The organism is Catenulispora sp. MAP12-49, assembly GCF_041262705.1.
Lineage (GTDB): Bacteria > Actinomycetota > Actinomycetes > Streptomycetales > Catenulisporaceae > Catenulispora.
The window spans coordinates 61,593-81,210 of record NZ_JBGCCP010000010.1; the positions used below are offsets into that span (position 1 = coordinate 61,593).

Genomic DNA, 19,618 nt, shown 5'->3' on the forward strand with positions numbered 1-19,618 from the left:
CTCCCGCAGGCGCTCAATCCGGCGACGAGTAAAGAACTGAGAACCGACCCCGCTATTGCCGTGCCACGTTTGGTCACGTCCCCAATGTAGGTACCGTTTCCACGCCGCCCACGGCCGGGGTCGGCTGCCCGCCGGCGGCGGCGGGGTGGACCGGCGCGCGCCGCGGATCGAAGGCGTAGGCCAGCAGGACGATCACAGCGATCATCACCATCGGGACGGCCATGCCCTCGCGGTGGCTGACGCCCGCGCCCCACAGGCCGGTCACCAGCGGGGCGCCGAGCAGGAAGCCCAGGTAGTTGAAGACGTTGATCCGCGCGACCGCCACCCCGGAGCCGGTCGGGTCGTTGGCGTAGGCCGCCGTGAAGGCCACCGGCACCAGCGGGGACAGGCCGAAGCCGGCGATCAGGAACCCGGCGAGCGCCATGTACGGGCCCGTCGCGCCGACCACGATCGCGAACCCGGCGACGCAGATGACGGCGCCGGCCCGCACCACCTTGACGCTGCCGCCCCGCTGCACCGCCAGGTCGCCGCGGAACCGGCCGAGCACCTGGCCCAGGGTGTAGGCGCCGACCACCAGGCCGCCGAAGGTGTCGGAGGACTTCAGGCCCTTGGTGAGGTAATCGCTGCCGGCTGCGGTGACACTGGACTCGCCGATGTAGGCCAGGGTCATGACGACGCAGAGCAGGAGCATCGGGCGCCAGGGGACGTGGGGCAGCCTGCCGTCGGCGTCCTTGACGATCGTCTCGTCGCGCAGGTTCTTCAGCAGCATCGGGCCGGCGTAGAGGGTCGCCGCGACGCCGACCACCGCGGCCACCAGGTAGGTCAGGCTCAGGTGCCAGCCGGCCGCCGAGCCCAGGGCGCCCCAGCCCGAGCCGACGATGGCGCCGGCCGCCCACAGCGCGAAGAAGGCCAGGATGATCGACCGGCCGTAGCGCCGCTCCAGCCCGCAGGCCTGCATGTTCATGGTGGCGTCGGCCGCGCCCACCGCCAGCCCGAAGATCATCAGGACCGGGATCGCCTGGTAGAGGTTCCTCGTATGCGGGACGACCACCAGGATGCCGACCACCGTCGGCTCGGCGATCCGCAGGACCGCGGCCGAGGTCGTCCAGCGCATGGCCAGGCCCGCCAGGACCGAGCCGACGCCGGCCAGGATCGGGACCAGCGCGAGCATGATGGACAGCGTGCCGTCGTCGACGTGCAGCTGTTTCTGGATGACCGACACCTTCGAGGTCAGCAGGGAGAAGGCGAAGCCCTGCACGCCGAAGAAGACGAAGGTGGCTATCCGGTTCCGGGTCAGCCCGCCCGGCTCTACCTGCGGCATGCCCGCAGCGTAGGCGACGTGATCTTCGATGGGAAGGGGTTGCGTGCCCTGGGCGCGGGCACGGGTGTAACGTGCGGAAAGTGCCAGACGAAGCGGTCATCGGATGCGTGGGGGTCCTGCACGTCGGTACACGCGGCCAAGGGGGGCCCGGCGAGGCGGTAGTGCGGGTTCGGGGCGGTACCGAGGCCTTTCTGGCCTGGTCGGAGCAGCCGCTGCCGAAGGGCACCCGGGTACTGGTCGTGGAATCCCGCGGAGAGCGTGCGGTCGACGTCATCGAGTTCCCCGAAGCCACCGACCCGTTGGACGAACTGGACAGGCTGTGAACATCCATCTCAGCTCACGGGAAGAAGGCTGACCACCATGTTCGGCTACAGAGTGCCCGCCCCTGACCAGGCGATGCTCATCTCCGGCGGCCGCCGGGGGCAGGGCGGGGCGCCGTTCCGAGTCGTCACCGGCCACGGCAAGTTCATCCTGCCGGTGTTCCGCAAGACCCGGTTCCTGACGCTGTCCATGCAGGAGGCCGAGGTCTCCGAGACCTGCGTGACCAAGCAGGGCATCGCCCTGACCGTGACAGCGGTCATCGCCTTCAAGGTCGGCAACGACAACGAGAGCATCGTCAACGCCGGCCAGCGGTTCCTGTCCGACCAGAACCAGATGTCGACACTGACCGCCCGCATCTTCGCCGGCCACCTGCGCTCGATCATCGGCTCGATGACGGTGGAGGAGATCGTCACCGAGCGCCAGAAGCTGGCCGAGGAGGTCCTGGACACCTCCAAGTCGGAGATGGGCAAGATCGGCCTGACCGTGGACTCGCTGCAGATCATGTCGATCGACGACATGAAGACCGGCTACATCGACGCCATGGCCGCTCCGCACAAGGCCGCCATCCAGCGCCAGGCCCAGATCGCCCAGGCCCAGGCCACCCAGGCCTCGGTCGAGGCGCAGCAGGAGGCCGAGCGCAACAAGGCCGAGTACGCCCGCCAGACCGCGATCGTGCAGGCCAAGTACAAGGCCGAAGTCGACCAGGCGCAGGCCATAGCGGCCCAGGCCGGCCCGCTGTCCGCGGCCAGGGCCCAGCAGGAGGTGCTGATGGCCCAGACCGAGCTGGCCCAGCGCAACGCCGAGCTCCGCCAGCAGCAGCTGGTCGCCGAAGTGGTCAAGCCCGCCGAGGCCGAGGCCGAGCGCGTCCGCATCACCGCCGCCGCCGACGCCGAGCGCATGCGCGTCCAGGCCGAGGCCGCCGCCAGCTACGACCGCGTGGCCCTGGACCGCATGATCATCGACCAGCTCCCGCTGATCGTCGAGAAGGCCGCCGCCGGCCTGAACGGCGCGAACATCAACGTCCTGAACGGCGCCGACGGCCTGTCCGAGATCGCCGCCGGCCTGGTCGGCCAGGGCCTGGCCATCCTGGACTCGGTGAAGAAGGGCATCGGCGACGAGGACGGCGCCATGAAGGACAGGGGTGCGAAGCCGCAGGTGGTCGAGCGGGTGCAGATCGAGAACGGGAAGTAACCGCCGGGAGCTCGCGCAAGCCCCCCGAGTCGACAGCCCGAGATGTTCGGGCCGACGGGTCAGGGGGCTTTGTCGCGCCGCCGGCTACGGCTGTGTGGCCCCGCGCTTGGCTACTTCCGCTCCTCCAACCGCCCCGGCACCACATCGAAAGCCACCCGCTTGCCGTCCCGCACCACCTCGACCGGCGTCTGCTTGCCGATCAGCGCGGCGTCGAGCAGGTCGAACAGCGCGGCGTGGCCGTCGATCCCCTGCCCGGCCAGGCTGATCACCACGTCGCCGGGTTGGAAGGGGCTGTCGGCGTCGCGCACCCGGGTCACGATCTCGCGCTTGGCGGTGCGGCCGTCCACCTCGGCGTCGCGGGTGTGCACCGCGATGCCGAGTGCGGAGCGGACGACGCGGCCCTCGGCGATCAGCTGCGGGACGACGCGGGCCACGGTCGCGGCCGGGACCGCGAAGGCCATGCCCTGGGCGTCGTCGCGGATCATGGTGTTGACGCCGACCACCGTGCCGTCCAGGTCGACCAGCGGGCCGCCGGAGTTGCCGGGGTTCACCGCGGCGTCGGTCTGGATCAGGCGTTGCAGCGGGCGTTCGTGCTGGGCCGCCTGGAGCTGGCGGGACAGGCCGCTGACGATGCCCACCGAGACCGACTCCGGGTAGTCGCCGAGCGGGTTGCCCAGCGCCAGGACGAACTCGCCGAGGCGGACCGGGCGGTCGCGCAGGACCAGCGCCGACTCGTGCGGCTCGGAGAGCTCGACCACGGCCAGATCGGTCAGCGGGTCGCGGCCCAGGATCCGGATCGGCTGGGTGGGATAGCCGTGGATGGCCGCGGTCCAGGTGAACCCGTCGGGCTGGTCCACGACGTGGTTGTTGGTGACGACGTGGCAGGCGTCGTCCAGGACGAATCCGGAGCCCGCGGTCCAGGAGTCCGCGCCCTGGTCGCCCCGGATCGCCACGGCGTTCGGCATCACCTGCTCGATCAGGTCCGCCAGCCCGCCGCTGAACGCGGCCATCGCCGAGATCGCGCTCACCGCCTCAGACCTCCACCGAGTCGTCGTCGCCGAGATCGTCCTCGAAGAAGGTGTGGCCGGCGCCGACCAGTTCCTTGAGCCGGCCGTCGTACTCGTCGGCGATGCGGCCGATCTGCGCGCAGGCCGAGGTCAGCAACTCGGGGGTGAGCATGTCGGCGGCCAGGTCGCGGGCCACGGCCAGCCGGCCCTGCTGCCAGTAGCAGCGGACCCACAGGTAGTCGTGGTTGATCTCGTTGACCGCCATCAGCAGTTTCTTGGACAGCGGCACGTCCTCCAGCACGATGCCGAAGACCTGCACCAGGCCGAAGCCGTCGTCGGCCTGGCCCGCGGACACCCAGTACAGGGCACTGCCGTGCCGGAGCTGGTAGTCGCCGTCCGAGTCGGGCTCGGCGCGGCCGTCGACCAGACCGCCGTCCTCCAGGACCCGCGCTATGAAAGCGCGGATCATCTCTACGTTCGCCATGCGCAGACTGTAGGGAAAACAGCGATCCGGCCCGGCCGCAGCCTCAACGAACGTTCAGCAGTCGCTCCGCTTGCGGCTCAGCGTGAACGTCTCCAGCGGCGCGATCTTCCCGTCCGGCTGCCCGACCGTGTAGTACGTGACGTGGATCCGCGTCAGCCCGCCCGCGTGCGTCCCCGGGTCCACGTCGAACGCGGCGAAGCCGTACGGGTGCTCCTCGTCCCGGACGCCGATCCAAGGGGCGTCCTCGAAGACGTACGTCGGCGTCTTCTTGCCGTTCGACCCGACCGCGCCGACCCCCATCAGGACCTTCGCCTTGCTGCCGGCGAAGAACTTCTGGTTGGTGGGGCTGGAGGTGCCGCCGCCGCCGAGCACCATGTGGACGGTGCCCTTCGAGGTGTCGATCTGGCTGGTGTCGGTGGCCACCGGGTTGGGGGTGAGGGTCTGGCTGCCGGAGACCACGCCGCGGATCGGGTGGGAGCGCTCGTAGTCGTGCTCGTGGCCGCAGACGACCAGGTCCACCTCGTACTTGTCGAACAGCGGGCCCCACTGCTCGCGGATGCCGATGTCGGCCCCGTTGGCGTCGGAGCTGGAGATCATCACCTGGTGCATGCAGACGACGATCCAGTCGATCCCCTTGTTGGCGCGCGCCGCCTTCAGGGTGCGCTCCAGCCAGGCACACTGGCGGCCGGCGCTGTAGCCGCTGACGTAGGTGTCGCCGCCGTCCTGCAGGGCCACGTCGTCGTTCTGCAGGACGACGAAGCGGACCGAGCCGACGGTGAAGGCGTACCAGAGGCCTGCGAACTCCGGGTCCTCGCCGTTGGACGGGAGGGCGAAGCGGGTCTGGAAGGAGGAGAAGCCCAGCGGGCCGTTGCCCTTCTCGTTCTCGTGGTTGCCGGCGGCCGGCATCCAGGGGCGGAAGCGGGCCGAGCGGGTGTTGTTCTGGAAGAACGAGTCCCAGGTGCGCAGGCGGTCCGGGTTGATGTTGGCGTAGCACAGGTCGCCGTTGAGCAGGTGGAACAGCGGCGCGACCTGCTCGATGCCGCCGACCACGTCGGCGGCCGCGGGGCTGGCGATGGTCGCCGCGACCGAGCTGAAGCCCCCGCCGGTGGCCGGCGACCACGTGGTGCCGGGGGTGGCCTGGTCGCCGAAGCTGGTGAAGGTGAACGGCCGGCGGCCCGACGGCGCGGTGCGGAACGCCGCCGAGTCCGGCAGGACGCCGTCGTGCAGGGCGCTGTAGATGTACGTCGAGTCCGGGCGCAGGTCGCCGATGTGCGCGTGGTGGACGTAGACCTCGCGGCCCGAGGCGCCGTCGGTGTACGTGCGGGTCTCGGCCTGGACGGTGTCGCCGTGGCCGCCCTCGACGGTGCCGAAGCGGACCCGCGGACGCTGCACCGGCGCCGTGGTGGTCCACGACGCGTACATCTCGCGCGACGGATCCGCGCCGAACGTCAGGTGCAGGCCGTCGACCGGCGGGGCGCCGAGCGCGCCGGGCGTGGTGAGCAGGAGCGGGGAGCCGGTGGCGGCGGGGGCCTGGGCGGCCGGAGCGGCGAGCGCCTGGCCCGCGGCGGCCGGGGCCTCGGCGGCGGCGGCCGGCGAGGCGAGCACCGGGGCGGCGACGACGGCGGCGCCGGCGGTCCCGGCGGCGATCAGGGCGGTACGACGGTCGACGGGCATCCGATCAGTCATGCCGGGGACGCTAGCCAGGAGGCTGACTCCGCCGGGTGAACGCGCGGTGAGCGCCGGACGAAGATTCGCCCGTCCGGCCCACGGTCAACGGTCAACGGTCAACGGCCCACGGTCAGCGGCCGGCGATCACCCGTGCGGAGGCGGCCCCGACCAGCCGAGTTCGGCCCCTGCCACACTCCCGGGAAAACGCACATGGGCCAGCGTTCCAGCACCGCTCTGGCTGCGCAGCAACAAGTCGTCGACATCTGACAGCGCCGGATCGGGCACCGCCAAGCCGACAGCCGGATCGAGACGGCCAAGAGCGTCCAGCGCGTGCCCGACCCCGGCCAGACTCACATCGACCGCCAGTCCCCCACCCCGCCGCAACGCCTCGACGGCCCCGGCCGCCGCGAGCCACCCGGCCCCGTGGTCCAACACCTGCGCGGGCAACGGCACCGGACGCTCGGCACCCCCGGCGCGCATCCCCTCCTCCGCGATCCCGACAGCCATCTGCACCAGCGAGTCGAAACCCCGGCGCCCACCCCACGGACCGCCGGAGCCGTAAGCGGAGATGGAGACATGGACGAGACCCGGATTGACCGCCGCCAACTCGGCGGGCCCCAGCCCGAGCCCGGCCAGCGCACCGGGCCGGTAGGACTGGAGCACGACATCGGCGCCCCGGACCAGGTCGAGGAAGGCAGAGCGGCCCGCGCCGGAACGCAGGTCGAGGAAACGCAGGGCCTTGCCGAAGTTCAGGTCCAGATCCAGACCGCGAATGGTCGGCAGCACCGGCGAGCGGACCATGGTGACGTCGGCGCCATAGCCGGCCAGCACACGGCCAGCGTTGGGACCGGCGATGATGCGGGTCAGGTCGAGCACGCGGATGCCGGACAGCGGGCGGGGACTGGCGGCGGCTGCGGGAGTTCCGGGCTCGGTGGCGAACACCCGGCCAGCAGCAGCACCAGCAGCGCCAGAGCCGTAGCCAGCACCACCAGCAGCACCAACTCCAGCGGCACCAACGCCATCAGCTACACCAGCGCCGGAGCGAGCGCCAGTAGCGTCGGCGCCAGAGCGAGCACCCACAATCCCGCACTCCGCCGCGAACACCCCGTCGCCGGCCAGCGGCGTCATCGCCACCACCGGCCGCGCCGCGACCGCCGCGCTGTGCGGATGCGCCAGCCACTCCTGCCGGGTCCGCATCGCCGCCGCGACGCCGCCGGCCTCGGCGATCGCGTCCTCCAGCTCGAACCGGCCGCGGCGGCGGACCGCGGCCTCGACCGCTGCCCGGTCCTGGGGCGCTCCGAGGACCCGGCACGCGATCTCCGCGTGGTGGTCGAAGTTGCAGTGCAGCCGCAGCCAGCCGTCGGCCGTCTCGTAGTCGCCGGACAGGGGGGCCCACTCGAACGCGGCCTCGCCGTCCATCCGCAGGTAGCGCTCGCTGCGGAAGGCGATCGCCGCTTCGCGCGTGCCGACCGTCACCCGCGGCATGGTCTGTAGGCCGTTGCGGGTCGCGAAGTACGCGGCCGCCTGCGTGTGCGCGGCGGTCACCGCCCACGCCGCGAACTCCCCCACCCGGAACACCGACGGCAGACCGAGATCATCCATGCTCTCCACCGTAAAGCGGCGGCCCGCGCGAAGGACACGCGAGCCGCCGCCGGAAAGGGCGAATGTGTCAGGGACCACACGAGGTGTGGGGCTGGAAGCCGTCCGCGAAGGGCAGCGGCAGTGACACGCCGCCCACGATCCCGCCCAGCTGCGCGGCGGTGAACGGGAACGGGTTCGTCGGCAGGGTCTTGTCGTCCGGAGTGGTAGAGCCGTCCAAGGCGAAGACGAGGATCTGCTGGCCGTTGCTCATGATCCGGACCGCCTGCACCCCGTGCCCTCCGGCCTTCGTACCGGTCTCGACCACGGAGCCGTCCGCCAGGGAGGTCCTCGTGAGCGGGCCCCAGCCTTCGGAGGCGCCGAACTGGTCCACGTTCTTCCCGGGGGCGAACACCTCGACCGTCACCTGCACGTACGGCGAGGTGGCGTCCGCGGGGCGGGGAAAGGGATTCTGGCCGGTGGCCGTCCAGTCCATGGTGAGGCCATAGGAAACCTGGAGCTTCGTCTTCGCAATGCACACCCCGGTGTTCGGCGCGAAGGCGCCCTCCTTGCCGACGCGCGCACCCATGGGTGTGAGGTGCTTCCCACCGGGATCGAGCTTGCCGGCCATCTCGGCGAAGACCGCGGCGGCCAGCTTCCGCTCAGCGAGCGTCCGCTCGTCGTCCGTCAGAGGCGGTTTGGCGGTGCTGGTCGTGGATGGCGCGGGCCGCGGACTCGACGTCACCATCGAAGCCGCCGGCACCACGGCCGCCGTCCCGGATCCCCCGCCCCCGGCGAACGCCGTCGCCGCGACCGCCACCACCACGACGGAGGCCGTGCTCCCCACGATCGCGGCCACCCTCCGGCGCCGCACCCGGCGCCGGCCGCCGGCCACCAGATCGTCGGCGGTGAACGCCAGCCCGGGGTGGGCTGGGACCACCGTGCGCGCGAACAGTTCGCGGGCCTGCGAGCCGTCCTCGTCGGCGCTGTGGTCGGCCTTGTCTTCGAACTCTGTCATCAGAACTCCTTCTCCACGCGGCCCAGGGCCGTCGCCTGCTGGTCGAGGAGGATCCCGCGCAGGGTGGCCAGCCCTCGCGCGGTCTGTGAACGGACGGTGCCGGGTGAGCAGCCGAGCAGATCCGCGGTCTGCTCGATGGAGAGGTCCTCCCAGAACCGGAGGACCAAAGTGGCCCGTTGGCGCGGCGCCAGATGGGCCAGGGCCTGGAGAACGGCGTCCCGCTCCCCGATGTCCGGGCCTTCCGGCGCCGACGATTCCGGCACCGACGCCACCGAGCGCTCGCGGCGCCAGCCGCGGCGCTTCTCGTCGATGACGCAGCGCACCAGGACGCGGCGCACGTACGCGTCGCGGTTCTCGGCACGCTCGACCCGGTGCCAGGCCACGTACAGCTTCAGCAAAGCCGTCTGCACCACGTCCTCGGCCTGATGCGCGTCGCCGCACAACAGGAACGCGGTGTGCCACAGCGCGTGAGAACGCGCTGTGACGTAGTTCTTGTACTCCGCCTCGGCAGAAGCTCGCATCGTCCGTCCTCCCCTTCTGGTGGTAGGACGGAGCGACTCACCCTCGACGCTGCATCGCCGGCGCGAAGCTTTCCGGCGCGAAGTTTTCCAGCGCGGGCCTCACGCCCCCGAAGCCAGCTCCCGCGACCGGTCCCGAGCGGCCTCCAGGGCCGCGATCATCGCCGCGCGCACCCCGTGGTCCTCCATGGTGCGGATGGCCGAGATGGTGGTGCCGGCCGGGGAGGTGACCGCCTCGCGCAGCTTCACCGGGTGCTCGCCGGAGTCGCGCAGCATCACCGCGGCGCCGATGGCGGCCTGCACGATCAGGTCGTGGGCGGCGGCGCGGGGCAGGCCGAGCAGGATGCCGGCGTCGGTCATGGCCTCGACGAGGTAGTAGAAGTACGCCGGTCCCGAGCCGGACAGGGCCGTCACGGCGTCCTGCTGGGCCTCCGGGACCCGGATGGTCTTGCCGACCGGGGCGAAGATCTGCTCCGTGCGGACCAGGTGCTCCTCGGTGGCGTGGGCGCCGGCCGAGATCGCCGACATGGCCTCGTCCACCAGGACCGGGGTGTTGGTCATGACCCGGACCACCGGGACGCCCTCGGCCAGGCGGGAGGCGATGAAGTGGGTGGTGATGCCCGCCGCGCCGGTGACGACCAGGCGGCCGACCGGGACGTGCGGGGCCAGTTCCTCCAGCAGCGCGGCCATGTCCTGCGGCTTGACCATGAGGATCAGGGTGTCGGCCTTGGCCGCCGCCTCGGCGTTGCTCACCGCGTCGACCCCGTAGGCCGCCCTCAGCGCCGCCGCGCGGTCCGGGCGGCGGGCCGTCACCAGCACCTCGGACGCCGGTTTCCCGGCCCGCAGCAGGCCCGAGACCAGGGCCTCGCCGATCTTTCCGGTGCCGAGGACGGCGACGCGCTGGCTCATGGGGTCCGGTCTCCTCACATCCGCCACGAAGGGCTCGGGCGGCTCGGTCTGGCTCAGGCTGGCTCAGGCTGGCTCAGTCTTTCGAGAGCAGCGACCGGGCGAAGAAGCCGAGGTTCGCCGGACGCTCCGCCAATCGTCGCATGAGGTAGCCGTACCACTCGCTCCCGTACGGCACGTACACCCGCATGCGTTCGCCGGCGGAGGCCAGGCGCTTCTGTTCGTGCGGCCGGACGCCGAAGAGCATCTGGAACTCGTAGCTGCCGATGCCCCGGCCGTTGCGCACGGCCAGCGCGCCGCCGATCTCGATCAGCCGCGGGTCGTGGGTGGCCAGCATCGGGTAGCCCTCGCCGGCCATCAGGGTGCGCATGCAGCGGACGAAGGACAGGTCCACCTCGTGCGTGTCCTGGTACGCCACCGACTCCGGCTCGCGATAGGCGCCCTTGACCAGCCGGACCCGCGACCCGGAGGCCGCGAAGTCCTTGCAGTCGGCCTCGGTGCGCCGCAGGTAGGCCTGCAGGCACAGGCCCGCCGTCGGATAGTCCCGCCGCAGCTCGGACACTATCTTCAGGGTCGAGTCGGTGGTGGTGTGGTCCTCCATGTCGAAGGTCACCGTGGTGCCGGCGCGCTGTGCGCCCTCGCAGATGGCGTGCGCGTGCTCGAGCGCTATCTTCTCGCCGTCGTTGCTCAGGGACTGGCCGACCGCCGAGAGCTTCACCGACACCTCGGCGTGCGGCGTCAGGCCCGCCGCCGCCAGCCGCTCCAGCAGGAGCAGGTAGGCCTCCTTGACCAGGATCGCCTGGTTGGAGTCGGTCGTGTCCTCGCCCAGATGGTCCAGGGTGGCCAGCAGGCCGTCCTCGATCAGGGCGTCGGCCACGGCGACGGCGTCGTCGGTGGCCGGACCGGCGACGTAGCGCTTCACCACCTGGCGCGACCCCGGGGAGCGCTCGACCAGGGTACGGGTGCGATCACTGCCCGCCGCCGCCAGCAACGTCCGACGCAACACCGCAGAGCCTCCTCGACAGGTTGGTACCCAGCAGGGCAAGCCTAGGACCAGATCGATGAGGCGGCTGAGTCGGTGAGCCGCGCGGGGTACCCCGTGGGCCGGACGGCTCAGAGGCGGCCGCTACGGCCGCCGCACCACTCCGAGCCACGTCGTGTACTCCTCGACCACCATCCCGTCCGGGAAGTGGCCCAGCAGGATCGCGCGCTCGGCGTCCAGGAACTCCGCCATCCGCTCCGGCTCGACCTCGCTCGCGTACGACCGCGACATGATGTTCGTGATCCGGTCCTCCAGCGGGACCGGGCGGGACCAGTGCGTCTGGAAGACCTCCACCGGCAGGTGCGACCACCGGCTCCCCAGCTCGATCCGCGGTTCCTGGTCCAGCGCGGTGCTGTCGTTGCCGTAGTCCGGCTCGCCGCCGATCAGCTCCCTGATCCGGTCGTTGTAGCCCAGGCGCCAGGACGCGTCGGCGGTCGGCATGTTCCAGAAACAGGCCAGCGCGCCCCCGGGCTTGAGGACTCTGATGACCTCCGGGACCGCGAGATCCGGGTCCACCCAGTGCCAGGCCTGCGCGAAGGTCACGAAGTCGACGGACTCCGCCCGCAGCGGCAGCGCGTTGGCGCTGCCCATGACCGCGCCGACTCCCGGCGACTGCGAGACCAGCTGCCGCAGCATCGGTTCGGACAGCTCGACCGCGGTCACCGCCGCGCCGCGCTCCTGGAGCTGGCGCGCGGCGATGCCGGTCCCGGCACCGACGTCGGCCACGCGGGCCCCGGACAGCGCGCGCCCGGAGAACTCCTGCAACGAGTCGAAGATCTCCGCGGGATACGTCGGTCGGGACTTGGCGTAGGCGGATACCAGGGTGTCGAACTTCGATGACTCGGCCAATGGAACTCCCCTAGGCGTTATTCGGACACCGGCAGAGCCCGCGGCTCCGCCTCCTCCCGCACGCTCGCCAGAGCGCGCCGGGCGAAGACCAGGGATTCGCGGAGGTCCTCCTCGCGCTGCAGATCGGTCTCCGCGCGCCGAGTACTCACCTCCAGCACGACGGCGCCGGCCAGCCCGCGGCGCGCGATGCGCTCCAGGACCTCCTGGCAGGGCTGCGAGCCGCGGCCGGGCACCAGGTGCTCGTCCTTGTTCTGCCCGGTGCCGTCGGCCAGGTGCAGGTGGACGAGCTTGTCGCCCATGCGCTCGTACATCGCCATCGCGTCGTTGCGGGCGGTCGCGGTGTGCGACAGGTCCAGGACGTAGTGCTCGAAGCCGGTCTCGGTGGGGTCCCAGCCGGGGAAGTAGGCCTCGCCCTCGCGCTCCATCCGCGGCATCTTGATCCGCGGGAGGCGGCCGAAGATGTCGGGGGTGGAGGCCCGCCACGGGTACATGTTCTCGACCGCGAACCGGACCTCCGACTCCTGATTCAGCCGCTTGATGCCCTCGGCGAACTCCTCGGCGTAGGGCTGCTGCCAGCGGAACGGCGGGTGCACCACGACGACCTTGGCGCCGACCCGCTCGGCGGCCTCGCGGGACTTCTTGAGCTTCTCCCACGGGTCCGAGCCCCAGACCCGCTTCAGGTTCAGCCAGAACAGCGTCGGGGCGTGGATCGACAGCACCGGCATCTGGTACTCGTCGACGTACTCCAGGATCTTGTCCGGGTGCTGGCTCGCCGGGTCGATGGAGACCATGACCTCGACGCCGTCGTAGCCGAGCCGGTTGGCCACGTCGAAGGCGTAGCGCGTGGACTCGGGGTAGACCGACGACGTCGACAGGCCCACCTTCGGTGTGGTGACCTGCTCCGTCGTCCCGGTGCTGTCGGTCCTGAAGGTCACGCCGCTCAGCTTACAAGGGTGTCCAGCCGCCGGAGGATGACGCCTTCGCGCAGCGCCCACGGGCACAGGTCGGCGACCTCCACGTTGAACAGGTCGAACGCGGCGTCGGCGACCACCGCGCCGGCCAGCAGCTGCCCGGCCCGGCCCGGGGACACCCCGGGGAGCCCGGCGCGCTGGGCCGCGGACATCTGCGACAGCCGCGGCACCCACTCGGTCAGGTCCCGGGCGCGCAGCGAGCGCGGCGCGTACAGGCCCTGCGCCGAGGGCGCGGCGCCGGCGATCCGGGCCAGCGTTCGGAAGGTCTTGGAGGTGATCACCACGCGGTCCGGGCGGCCGGCCCGGGCCACCCGGGAGACGCCCTTGGCGATCTCGTGGCGCACGTAGCGGCGCAGCTCCCGGATCTGGTCGGGGCCGGCCGGATCGCCCTTGAGGCGGTCGTGGGTCAGGCGCGAGGCGCCCAGCGGCAGGGACTCCATGACGTCCGGCAGCTCGTCCAGGCCCACCGCGATCTCCAGCGAGCCGCCGCCGATGTCCAGGACCAGCAGCCGGCCGGCGGACCAGCCGAACCAGCGGCGCACGGCCAGGAAGGTCAGCTTCGCCTCGTCCGGGCCCGGCAGCACCTCCAGCGCGACCCCGGTCTCCTCGCGCACCTTGGCCAGCACCTCGTCGCCGTTGGCGGCCTCGCGGACCGCGGAGGTGGCGAAGGCGAGCATCTCCTCGGCGCCCTTGTCCTCGGCCACCCGCAGGGCGTGCGCGACGACGTAGCACAGGCGCTCGATACCGCTGGGGACGATGGCCCCGCGGTCGTCGGTGAGCTGGGACAGGTGCAGCTCGACCTTGTGCGAGAAGGCCGGGATGGGATGGGCGCCGGCGTGCGCGTCCAGCAGCAGTAAGTGGACCGTGTTCGATCCGACGTCCAACACTCCGAGGCGCATATCGCGATAGGTTACCCGGCCTCCCACGGCCGAGCGCGCCGACCGCGTAGGCTTGTGCGGTGCCTGAAGTACCGCTCGACTTCCCCCGTGAATGGGTGGAGTTCACCGACCCCGACAACGCCGCCCAGCTCTACCGGGCCGATCTGACCTGGCTGTGCTCGCGCTGGACCTGTATCTGGGGTGCCGGCTGTGGGGGCATCCGGCCCGGCCGGGCCTCCGACGGCTGCTGCACCCTGGGTGCGCACTATTCGGACAAAGCCGACCGGAAGCGGGTCGAGAAGGCCGCCGAGCGGCTCACGGACGAGACCTGGCAGTTCCGGTCGGTCGGCCTGGAGCTCGGAATCACTCAGAAGGATGAGGACGGGGACAAGCAGACCCGCGTCGTCGAGGGCGCCTGCATCTTCCTGAACCGGCCCGGGTTCGCCGGCGGCGAGGGCTGCTCGCTGCACGCGCTGGCCCTGCGCGAGGACGTGCACCCGCTGACCACCAAGCCGGACGTGTGCTGGCAGCTGCCGGTCCGCCGCTCCTACGACCGCGTGGAGCGCCCGGACGGAACCGAGATCCTGGTGGTCTCGATCGGCGAGTACGACCGGCGCGGCTGGGGCGGCGGCGGACACGACCTGAACTGGTGGTGCACCGGGGCCACCGAGGCCCACGTCGGCCGCGAGCCGGTCTACGTGTCCTACGGCCCGGAGCTGACCGAGATGATGGGCGAGAAGGCCTACGAGGTGCTGGTCGGCCTGTGCGAGGCACGGGACGCCGCGCGGGTGCTGGTCGCGCCGCATCCGGCCGATCCAGCCTGATTCCGGCCTGATTCCGGCCTGATCCGGGGTTCTCTTCGCTGATTCTCCACGAATCAGACTATTGCCACACGCCATTGAGAACCCTAGTTTGCCCAGTATGCGTTCTGTCATGGTGCTTCTGACCGCCCTGGCCGCCTCCGCATCCTTTGCCAGTGCCAGTGCCAGTGCCGATGCCGGCGCCAGTGCCGGCGCCGGTCCGGTCCAACGGGTCTCCGCGACGAACCCGGTGGCGGGCTGCACGGCCGGCGCGGCCACCGGGACCGTGTATCCGAACACCACCACCGAGCCGTTCGTCGCGGTCGACCCGCGCCGGCCGCGCCGCGCGATCGTCACCTGGCAGCAGGACCGCTGGAGCGACGGCGGCGCCCACGCCGGGGACTACGCCTGGACCTCCGACGGCACCCACTACACGGTCGGCACGCTGCCGTTCGGCCAGTGCTCCGGCGCCAACGACTACCACCGGATCTCCGACCTGTGGGTGAGCTTCGGCCCGGACGGCGTCGCCTACAGCAGCGCGCTGCAGTTCGACGAGAACACGCCGCGCTCGGGAGTCGGCGGGGCGACGTCCTTCGACGGCGGGGCGACCTGGAAGTACGCGCAGCCGATCATCGCCGACGACGACCCGAATCTGGGCGACGACAAGAACTCCGTGACCGCGGACCAGTTGCATCCCGGCGTCGCCTATCAGGTGTGGGACCGGCTGGACACGTCCGACAACGGCTTCACCGGCCCCGCGCTGATCTCGGTGACCCGCGACCACGGCAAGACGTGGTCCAAGCCCGCGACACTGGTCGACACCGCGGCGGTCGCGCCGTTCACCCAGACCATCGGCAACATCGTGGCCGAGGCCCCGAACGGCACGCTCTACGACTTCTTCAACCTCATCGAGTACACCGACGCCAACGCCGACACCCCGATCAGCTCGACGTACTCGATGGTGACGTCCACCGACGAGGGCGCGACGTGGTCCGCCCCGACCCCGGTGACGCCGGACTCCTCGGTGGCCGAGGTCGACCCGAACGATCCGACCAAGGCGCTGCGCGCCGGCGGCGGCCTGGAGGCCGTCGCGGTGAACCCGGTGACCGGCCGGATCTGGCTGACGTACGAGGGCTCGGACTTCAGCGGCGGGAAGTACGACCAGGCCGAGCTGGTGTCGTCCGGGGACGGCGGCCGGACGTGGACGGCGCCGCAGCTGGTGAGCAAGCCGGGCGTGCCGGCGTTCACGCCGGTGGTCTCCGTGGACGCGCTGGGCACGGTGAGCGTGTCGTACTACGACCTGCGCTACCTGCCGGCCGGCGACACCACGACGCTGCCGACCGCGCGGTTCCTGAAGGTGCTGCCGTTCGGCGACCCGCGGCGCGCGACCGAACGGCAGCTGACGCCGGCGTTCGACTGGCTGCTGGCGCCGAACGCAGGCGGGTACATGCTCGGCGACTACGAGGGCATGACGCCGGCCGGGCCGCTCGGGGAGCAGAACGTGTTCGTGGCTTCGCTGAACGCGCCGCAGCACGCCACTGATGTGTACAGCGGGGTGTTCGTCGGGCCGTTCTCGGCGGTCGGCGGGAATGGCGGGACCCCGGCGGCGCACACCCCGTTGTCCTCGCACGCGGCGCGGGTGATGAACCGGTAGGCGCGAATTCGGTAAACAGGCAATCGGAAGCAGGCCATCCGTAAGCAGGCAAAGGGAAGGCGCCCGACGGGCTGGGACACGTCGAGCGCCTTCCGGGCTCCGGCGCGGCGGGGGCCGGAGCGTCTGTGGGCCGCTATGGGCCGCTATGGGCCGCTATGGGCCGCTGTGGGCCGCTGTGGGCCGCTGTGGGCCGCGATCAGTGGTGCGGCTTGCGATGCGAGGGCTGCGAAGACGGTCCGGAGCCGGTGCCCGTCGGCGACGACGGGCCGCTGGAGGAGCCCGAACCGCTCGAGGAACCCGGGCCGCTCGGCGAGCTCGGGCCGCGCGAGGGGGCGCTGCTGCTGCTCGACGAGGGCGGTCTGCCCGGACTGGTCGGGCCGCTCGGGCCGCTCGCGCTCTGGCTGGAGGGCGCCGAGCTGTGGGGCGTGCTCGGGCTGCTGACCGGGCTGGTCGGCGTGCCCGAGGGCGTGCTGCTCGAGGGCGTGGACGGCGTGCTGGAACCGCCCGACGGCGAGCTGCCGCTCGGGCTGGTCGGGCCGCCGGGGCTGGTCGGACCGGTCGGGCCGCCGCCGGAGCCGCCACCGCCGGAGATCGAGACCATCTGGCCGCTGGGGTCGAAGCTCACGTGGGCGGTCCACGGGCCGCGCGGCGCGTCCGAGGAGTCCACCAGGATGTGGATCGACGTCTGGGCGCCGCCGGCGAGCATGCCGGAGGTGGCACTCAGGGTGAGCCAGGGGGCGTCGGGGGACGCCGTCCAGCTGATCGGCGCGGTGCCGGAGTTCCAGAGGGTCACGTCCACGTCGCCGGGGTTGTTCGAGCGCTGCGACACGCTGATGTGCAGCTGCGTGTCCCCGCTCGGGTCCTGCGAGGGTCCGGAGGACTGCGACGGCAGCGGGTCCACCGGGCCGTTGAAGGGCAGGCTGCTGCCGACGCTGGGCGCCGAGGACGCGGGCGTCGTCGGCAGCACCGCCGCGACCACCTGCGCGGCCACGCTGTCCCCGCCGGGCAGCCCGCTGGAGCGCGCACTGCCGGCCACCGGCAGGGCGGGCCCGGCGTCCGGGCTGGAGCTGGGACGCGGGTAGTCCGGCGTCTGCGAGGTGTTGCCGCCGGGATCCGGGGGCGTGAACAGGGTCTTGTTGCCGGCCGGCGTGGACGGTACGAAGAACACGAAGGCCGTCACCCCGGCCGCCCCGACCCCGCTGAGCACGGCGGAACTGGCCAGCGCGGACTTGACGCCCGGCCGGTTGCGCCTGCGCGTGTCCGGCCCGCCGGCGACGGGCCGGGTGAAGACGCGGGTGGCGTCGTGCGCCGCCCGCCCGCCGGGCATCATGCCCAGCGGCATGACGGCGGTCGGCATGACCCCCACCGGCGCGATCGGCGGCACCTGCGCCCCGGCCGGATCGCCGGCCGCCACCGACGCCGCGACGCTCGCGGCGGCCTCGTACGCGTCGCCGACCGGGGCGGCACCGCGCCGCACGGCCTCGATCCCCCGCCGCCGGCCCTCGACAGCCGCCGCCACGGAGTTGCGCGGCACCGGGCCGCGCGACCTCGTGGGGACCGGGCGCACGGGCCGGACGTCGTCGAAGACGCCGGGCTCACGCTGGGTGCGGGCGGTGATCAGCGTGTCCTCGACGGAGGAGTCGCGGGCCGGGCCGAAGGACGCGACGAGGTCTTCGGCGCGCAGGGCGGCGAGGATCTCGGTCGAAGGACCGGCGTCGGGAGCGCGCTCGGGCTTGGGGAGCGCAGTGCCGGCCGGGCTTTCGCCGACCTCGCGGCCCGCGAACCTCTCGCTCGCGGACCGCCGCTGCGGCAGGCCCTCGGCGCCGAACTCATACTCACCGCCCGCAAATCGCTGCCCGGACACATCCCCGGCGCCGGCGCTGCTGTACATCTCCCCCAAGACCCAACCCTCGGCAGGCTCGCCCAACTCGGCCGGCCCGCCCTGCTCCGTCCCGAACCCCGCGCGCCCCGCCCCGAACCCCGCGGCCCGCTCGGCCCCGAACTCGGCACCCCGATCGTTCCCGGTCGCCGCACCACCCCGCTGCGGCGTCCCGGCAGCGGCGGCCAGTCCCCGGCGCGGCGCGATCGGGCCATCGTCCGGCTCCGCCGACGCCCGGCGGAGCCGGCGGCGCCGCTCGCTCCCGGCGTTCACAGCCGCAGCATCGAGACCACTTCCCTCGTCCATCCTGTTCGCCGGCGTCTTCGCGTCGGGGGACGCGTGCGCCGGGGTGCGTAATCGCTCTGGAGCCGTCGCCACGTCGCCGGCGACCGCCTCCGCGGCGGCCGAGGACACACGGCCGGCCAGCAGGGCTCCCAGGCGCCGCTGGCGGCGCTCGGCGGGCATCGGGGCGGCGGTGCGGGGCGGGTGCTGCGGACGCGCCGACGGCGGCCGCGGCGTCGCTATCGCCGGGAAGCCGAAGGCGTCGAAGCGTGCCAGCCGGGTGGCGATCGCGGCCTTGTGCGCCGCCTTCTCCGGAGTGCTGTCCAGCAGGTCGCCCAGGACCCGCTCGCGCAGCTCCTTCGGCGCCGGGACGTGCGGCAGGATCGACGGGGCCTGCGGTGCCCCGAGCACCTTGTGCAGGTGGTACTGGCAGCGGGAGCAGACGTCGACGTGCGCGACCAGCGGCTCGCGGCGCTGCGCGGTCAGCCGGCCCGACCAGCCCTGGGCCAGCGCGGCCAGGTCGGGACAGTGCGAGCGCGAGGTGCGCAGCAGTGCCAGGGCCGCCAGCGAGCGCTCCAGCTCGTGCCAGGCCTGCGACAGGACCTCGAACGACTCGGCCGCCGGCTTGCCCAGCATCATCCCGACCGCGCGGCTCTCCATCCCGTGGCGCACCGAGAGCTCCAGCACCTCGCGGTGCGACGCGCTCAGGCCGTCGGTGTCCGGCCAGTCCAGCGAGGCCAGCTCCGCCGACAGCAGGGTGCGCTCCAGCTCGGCCATCGCCGCGTCCTTGGGCGCCGGTGCCGACGCCAGGGCCCTGGCCGGTGCCGGGGCGGATCCCGAGCCCGCCGCCGCCGACGCAGATGCCGATGCCCATGTCGATGACGGTGCCGATAACGATGCCGCCGACGCCGATGACGCCGACCCCGTCAGGCGCAGCCGCGGCAGCTTCCCGGCCCGGCAGTAGTGCCGCGTGATCGCGTACAGCCACGGCCGCAGCATCTCGGCGTCCCCGAGGTGCGCCACGTGGTGGTCGGCGGCGACGAAGGCGCAGTACACCGCCGAGGCCGCGGCCTCGTGGTGGCGCAGGCCGCCGAGGGCGTAGGTGTGCAGACCGTCCGCGTAGGCGTCATAGGCCGCCGCACGCCCCCAGCTGTCGGAGACGCTGTCCCGGTTCACCGGGTCCGCGGGATCCAGGGGATCCGTGGCGTTCGAGTCGTGGTCTTTCACACCAGCCGACGTTAGACATGCGTC

At 72.2% G+C, this 19,618-nt stretch carries 17 protein-coding genes; 4 read left to right on the top strand and 13 right to left on the bottom strand.

Going from position 1 to position 19,618, the window contains the following annotated elements; translation table 11 throughout:
• Positions 1 to 73 precede the first annotated feature (73 nt).
• The gene (locus ABIA35_RS19895) at positions 74 to 1,321 is read right to left on the bottom strand and encodes an MFS transporter (RefSeq protein ID WP_370358854.1); all 1,248 of its coding nucleotides are present in this window, start codon (positions 1,319 to 1,321) and stop codon (positions 74 to 76) included.
• A 71-nt stretch (positions 1,322 to 1,392) separates the two neighbouring features.
• Between ABIA35_RS19895 and ABIA35_RS19900 the strand changes: the two genes are divergently transcribed.
• Together ABIA35_RS19900 and ABIA35_RS19905 are read left to right on the top strand one after the other, a co-directional pair.
• Positions 1,393 to 1,644 (top strand): hypothetical protein, encoded by a 252-nt coding sequence (locus ABIA35_RS19900; RefSeq protein ID WP_370335754.1) that lies wholly within the window; start codon positions 1,393 to 1,395, stop codon positions 1,642 to 1,644.
• A 37-nt stretch (positions 1,645 to 1,681) separates the two neighbouring features.
• Entirely contained in the window at positions 1,682 to 2,833 is a 1,152-nt protein-coding gene (locus ABIA35_RS19905) for an SPFH domain-containing protein (protein ID WP_370335756.1), read from the top strand.
• Positions 2,834 to 2,943: 110 nt separating this feature from the next.
• Here the strand turns inward: ABIA35_RS19905 and ABIA35_RS19910 are convergent, their stop codons facing one another.
• The 11 genes from ABIA35_RS19910 to ABIA35_RS19960 all read right to left on the bottom strand — a co-directional run bounded on the left by ABIA35_RS19910 (position 2,944) and on the right by ABIA35_RS19960 (position 13,773).
• Complete coding sequence (locus tag ABIA35_RS19910; RefSeq protein WP_370358855.1) at positions 2,944 to 3,861, bottom strand: S1C family serine protease; 918 nt, start codon at positions 3,859 to 3,861, stop codon at positions 2,944 to 2,946.
• Positions 3,862 to 3,865: 4 nt separating this feature from the next.
• Positions 3,866 to 4,324, bottom strand: a complete 459-nt coding sequence (locus ABIA35_RS19915) for a YbjN domain-containing protein (RefSeq protein WP_370358856.1) — start codon at positions 4,322 to 4,324, stop codon at positions 3,866 to 3,868.
• 54 nt (positions 4,325 to 4,378) lie between these two features.
• Entirely contained in the window at positions 4,379 to 6,010 is a 1,632-nt protein-coding gene (locus ABIA35_RS19920; RefSeq protein WP_370358857.1) for a purple acid phosphatase family protein, read from the bottom strand.
• Positions 6,011 to 6,136: 126 nt separating this feature from the next.
• On the bottom strand, positions 6,137 to 7,594 hold the full coding sequence (locus ABIA35_RS19925; RefSeq protein ID WP_370358858.1) for a CoA transferase: 1,458 nt from the start codon (positions 7,592 to 7,594) through the stop codon (positions 6,137 to 6,139).
• A 67-nt stretch (positions 7,595 to 7,661) separates the two neighbouring features.
• Positions 7,662 to 8,588, bottom strand: a complete 927-nt coding sequence (locus tag ABIA35_RS19930; RefSeq protein ID WP_370358859.1) for a hypothetical protein — start codon at positions 8,586 to 8,588, stop codon at positions 7,662 to 7,664.
• Entirely contained in the window at positions 8,588 to 9,109 is a 522-nt protein-coding gene (locus ABIA35_RS19935) for a SigE family RNA polymerase sigma factor (protein ID WP_370335767.1), read from the bottom strand. The genes ABIA35_RS19930 and ABIA35_RS19935 overlap by 1 nt, the downstream gene beginning before the upstream one ends.
• 99 nt (positions 9,110 to 9,208) lie before the next feature.
• Entirely contained in the window at positions 9,209 to 10,015 is an 807-nt protein-coding gene (proC, locus tag ABIA35_RS19940) for a pyrroline-5-carboxylate reductase (RefSeq protein ID WP_370335769.1), read from the bottom strand.
• 73 nt (positions 10,016 to 10,088) lie between these two features.
• Positions 10,089 to 11,018: a proline dehydrogenase family protein gene (locus ABIA35_RS19945; RefSeq protein ID WP_370335771.1), complete on the bottom strand. Its 930-nt coding sequence runs from the start codon at positions 11,016 to 11,018 to the stop codon at positions 10,089 to 10,091.
• A gap of 120 nt (positions 11,019 to 11,138) precedes the next feature.
• Positions 11,139 to 11,903 carry a class I SAM-dependent methyltransferase gene (locus ABIA35_RS19950; RefSeq protein WP_370358860.1) on the bottom strand — a complete coding sequence of 255 codons (765 nt, stop codon included), beginning with the start codon at positions 11,901 to 11,903 and terminating at the stop codon, positions 11,139 to 11,141.
• 17 nt (positions 11,904 to 11,920) lie between these two features.
• Positions 11,921 to 12,838 carry a sugar phosphate isomerase/epimerase family protein gene (locus ABIA35_RS19955; protein WP_370335774.1) on the bottom strand — a complete coding sequence of 306 codons (918 nt, stop codon included), beginning with the start codon at positions 12,836 to 12,838 and terminating at the stop codon, positions 11,921 to 11,923.
• A gap of 5 nt (positions 12,839 to 12,843) precedes the next feature.
• Positions 12,844 to 13,773: a Ppx/GppA family phosphatase gene (locus ABIA35_RS19960; protein WP_370335776.1), complete on the bottom strand. Its 930-nt coding sequence runs from the start codon at positions 13,771 to 13,773 to the stop codon at positions 12,844 to 12,846.
• 59 nt (positions 13,774 to 13,832) lie between these two features.
• Between ABIA35_RS19960 and ABIA35_RS19965 the strand changes: the two genes are divergently transcribed.
• On the top strand, positions 13,833 to 14,576 hold the full coding sequence (locus ABIA35_RS19965; RefSeq protein ID WP_370358861.1) for a hypothetical protein: 744 nt from the start codon (positions 13,833 to 13,835) through the stop codon (positions 14,574 to 14,576).
• Positions 14,577 to 14,685: 109 nt separating this feature from the next.
• Complete coding sequence (locus tag ABIA35_RS19970) at positions 14,686 to 16,206, top strand: sialidase family protein (RefSeq protein WP_370358862.1); 1,521 nt, start codon at positions 14,686 to 14,688, stop codon at positions 16,204 to 16,206.
• 196 nt (positions 16,207 to 16,402) lie between these two features.
• On the opposite strand, the gene ABIA35_RS19975 is transcribed toward ABIA35_RS19970, so the two are convergent.
• Complete coding sequence (locus ABIA35_RS19975) at positions 16,403 to 19,594, bottom strand: hypothetical protein (protein WP_370358863.1); 3,192 nt, start codon at positions 19,592 to 19,594, stop codon at positions 16,403 to 16,405.
• Positions 19,595 to 19,618: the final 24 nt, after the last annotated feature.